Source organism: Psychrobacter sp. T6-1, from assembly GCF_052258445.1.
Genome location: NZ_JBQQFC010000257.1, coordinates 1 through 3,598 on the forward strand (window position 1 = coordinate 1; position 3,598 = coordinate 3,598).

The window sequence follows — 3,598 nt, forward strand, 5'->3', positions numbered from 1 at the left end:
AAAATGTTATGATAGTGGGTTATTAATTCTTATATATTTATTTTGTCGACCTTCTTTATCACAAGAGATGCGTTGAAAAGACAACTGAGGTAGCGAGCTATGGCACGAGTGACGATTGAAGATTGTTTGGATAATGTGGATAATCGCTTTGAGCTGGTTTTGGTTGCCAGCAAACGCGCCCGTCAATTGGCTAAAGGCATCGCCGAGCCTTTGGTTGAGGTCGATAACGACAAGCCAACCGTTTTGGCATTACGTGAAATTGCTGCGGGCAAAATCACCCGCGATATTCTCAATCAGCCTGAGCACAACTTTGCGACCAGCTCTCTTGATTTAGCCCTATCAGGTGATCATGGTTTTTAAGCTTTATACCGCTTAGTATAAATCAAAGCCACCGTTTATACGGTGGCTTTTGTTATTTGCAGCATTCAAAATATATTTAGTCACGTAGCTAATTTGGTGTAGGAATAACAGCTGTTGATACCCATATAAGTACCATTAATACCCATATAAGCGCCATTAATAAGTGCTATTTACTCCGTAGCAAGACGAATAGTTCAGTTTTTATGAATCCTAATCGCTTAACAGTTGACATCAAGCGCATTTTACGATTAATTAGAGGGTGGTTGCCGCGTTTGGTCGTGGTTGTCACTCTCCATTTATCTTGACCATAGTGAAATCGATGAGTCGTCATTATTTATTAGGATAATCCTTCTATGAGTCAAACCTTACCTAAACTTAGTCATCACTTGGTTGACGATGCCCAATATAACTTGCTGCGCTCAGTGGGCTATTTAAGTAGCGACGAGCGCCGCGATATCGTTGATGCTTGCGCATTTGGTGATATTGCTCATATCAAAGACAAGCGCAAATCAGGCGAACCTTATATCACTCATCCTATTGCTGTCGCTGAAATACTCGCAGGCTTTCGCTTAGATCGAGATACAATCATTGCCGCCATCTTGCATGATACGGTCGAGGATACTGAGGTTAGCGGCGAGCAGATTGAGGCGCGTTACGGTAAAGCAGTCGCAAGACTGGTTGATGGCGTCACCAAGCTCAAATCCTCAAACCATAATAAACAGCAAAATAAAGCGGCGACTTTTCACAAAATTTTGACCGCGACCCTCGCTGATCCCCGCGTATTGATTATTAAACTGTCCGATCGCTTACATAATATGTCGACGCTTGATGCGGTCAGTCCCAAAAAACAGCGCGATACCGCACAAGAAACCCTTGATTTTTATGTGCCGTTTGCTCGTCTTATGGGGCTTAACGATATTGCCGATTATATTGAGGTACTTTGTTATCGCAACCTTGATTTTGAGATGTACAACAAGTTATCTGATAAGTTGTTGCAACATGGTCTGGGGCGTAATTTTCAAAGAGAAGCCATTCACCGTTATTTGAGCATAGTGCTCAACAATTTAGATCTAAATGGCCATGTTAAAGTGCTGGATAATCGCGTCGTTATCTATCGGCAGTTTTTTCGTAACCGCGGCGAGATCAATTCGCTACTACGCCACTATGCCTTTGAGATTGTGCTAGATACTATCGAAGCTTGCGACAAGCTTGCCTACTATCTAATCAAAAAATATCAGATCGAAGACGCTAATATTCAAGACAACATTCGCAGACCTTTGCCTGGTGGCAATCAGTCTTTGACCCTGATTTATGAGCGTGATAACGACATTATCAAAGCCACTATTTTGACCAAAAAGATGCAAAGTGCTGCCAGACTTGGCGTTATTGGTGCCGAGCATGCCTCAGACGTCAGCCAATCGGTCATTCAAGCGTCACTGCGTAACATGAAAGATTTGGTTGATGAAGATACTTTAGATGAAAACAGTACGGACTTTAGCGCTGCGGTATCAGCTATCAATGAGCTTATGGATTATCTGCACTCAAGCAAGATTCTTTGCTATAGCCCGCAGGGACGAGCGTATGAGCTACCACAAGGGGCTACAGCGCTCGACTTTGCTTATGCAGTTGGGCCCTTTGTAGGTAACGTCGCTGTTGGCGCCAATATCGATGGCAAACATGCCAAGCTCGGTACTGTGGTCAAAAACGGTCAATCGGTTGAGATTGAAACAGAAAAGCTTTCAGAGCCAAAGGCTGAATGGCTCGGATTTGTGGTCACTAACAAGGCTCGAGAGGAGATTCTACGTTGGTTTAAGGATCTATCTGTCGATGATAAGCAACGTCACGGCAAACAAGCACTCGATCGCGCGCTTAAAACGTACCAAAAAAGTCTCGATGACATTCACGATTGCGAGTGGGACAATCTGCTTGAATGGCGCGGCCTAAGTAGTAAAGAGGCCCTGTATGAACAGATAAGCTCAGGGACGCTACTGCCGCAGCTGGTCGTCTCGCGCCTGTTCAACGATGAGGTCAGCTTACAAACACAACAAAATAATCGCGAGATGGCGCAGCCGCAGCAATTGGTTGCCAATGCCGCAGGCGTCGAGTTTGACTTTGCCAACTGCTGCCATCCTATCTATGGTGACCCTATCGTCGGTCATCTATCGCGTCATGGTTTGGTTGTACATCGGCACAAATGCTTTTCGTTAGATGACATCCGCAAGGATAACCCTTATCAGGTGATTCAATTGCAGTGGCGAGATGATACGGCAGTCAGACAAAACGAATCAAATGAGTACGATAGCAAGATACGCTTCCCCGCTTATCTAAAAGTCTCTATCGTTCTAACTGATGAGCAAATTAGTGAAGTGATTTATCATCTGCGCCAGTTGAATATCGGCGTGGAAACCATAGATGTGCGTAGCGTAGATACTATCGTGCATATTATTGTACGTAGCCGTAACCATCTAGCCAAAGGTATCCGCGAACTACGTTCAGTGTTGGGCTTTCCTAACATCATGCGCTTGTATCAGTTATAATAGGGCGTGTTAAAAAACCAACCAAAAGGAATAAAAATGAGTCGTCAAACTATTCAAACAGATAAGGCCCCAGCAGCCGTTGGTACTTACTCGCAAGCTATCAAAGCTGGTCATATGGTTTATGTTTCAGGGCAGCTGGGCTTAGATCCGCAAACGATGGAATTAAAAGAAGGTTTTGAGGCGCAGGCTAAGCAAGTTTTTGTAAACTTAAAAGCCATATGTGAAGCCGCTGGCGGCACTATTAATGATGTGATCAAATTCAACGTATCTTTGACTGATTTGAATGACTTTGCGGCTCTAAATGAAGTCTTTATCGCCAACTTATCAGAGCCTTATCCTGCACGTGCTGCGGTACAAGTCGCGGCGCTCCCTAAAGGCGGCGTGGTTGAGATCGAAGCAATTATGTATCTTGAATAAAATAGTCAATAACCAATGATTGAATAAACAAGCCCAAATTATCCCATTTGGGCTTGTTTGCTTTAAACTTACTAACTCTACATTTACACTGCTAAAAGGTTGCGAGCGTCCTCTATGTTGGTACAAGTTGCCCTACCGGTTCCGCTATATCGCGTGTTTGATTACAGTGTACCAAGTGACACCCCGCAGCCTGTGATCGGTAGCCGTGTTGAGGTCTCCTTTGGTCGTCAAACCCTTATCGGTATTGTCGTCGCTTATACCTCACAAACTGCGAGTGACGTGCC

4 protein-coding genes are annotated in these 3,598 nt (G+C 44.3%); all 4 read left to right on the top strand.

What is annotated here, in order from left to right; genetic code table 11:
* The first annotated feature begins 99 nt into the window (after positions 1-99).
* Positions 100-360 carry a DNA-directed RNA polymerase subunit omega gene (gene rpoZ / locus ACTXGO_RS11195; RefSeq protein WP_435949524.1) on the top strand — a complete coding sequence of 87 codons (261 nt, stop codon included), beginning with the start codon at positions 100-102 and terminating at the stop codon, positions 358-360.
* Between the two features lie 353 nt (positions 361-713).
* On the top strand, positions 714-2,897 hold the full coding sequence (locus ACTXGO_RS11200; protein WP_317199091.1) for a RelA/SpoT family protein: 2,184 nt from the start codon (positions 714-716) through the stop codon (positions 2,895-2,897).
* Positions 2,898-2,933: 36 nt separating this feature from the next.
* Positions 2,934-3,314 carry a RidA family protein gene (locus ACTXGO_RS11205; protein WP_435949526.1) on the top strand — a complete coding sequence of 127 codons (381 nt, stop codon included), beginning with the start codon at positions 2,934-2,936 and terminating at the stop codon, positions 3,312-3,314.
* Between the two features lie 114 nt (positions 3,315-3,428).
* Positions 3,429-3,598, top strand: a 170-nt coding sequence (locus ACTXGO_RS11210; RefSeq protein WP_443574539.1) for a primosomal protein N' family DNA-binding protein, incomplete at its 3' end; no start/stop codon positions are given.

What these genes read in the sequence shown, in the direction of transcription:
- ACTXGO_RS11200 (WP_317199091.1), top strand. Translation starts at nt 714, where the DNA reads ATGAGTCAAACCTTACCTAAACTTAGTCATCACTTGGTTGACGATGCC.
- rpoZ (WP_435949524.1), top strand. Translation starts at nt 100, where the DNA reads ATGGCACGAGTGACGATTGAAGATTGTTTGGATAATGTGGATAATCGC.
- ACTXGO_RS11205 (WP_435949526.1), top strand. Translation starts at nt 2,934, where the DNA reads ATGAGTCGTCAAACTATTCAAACAGATAAGGCCCCAGCAGCCGTTGGT.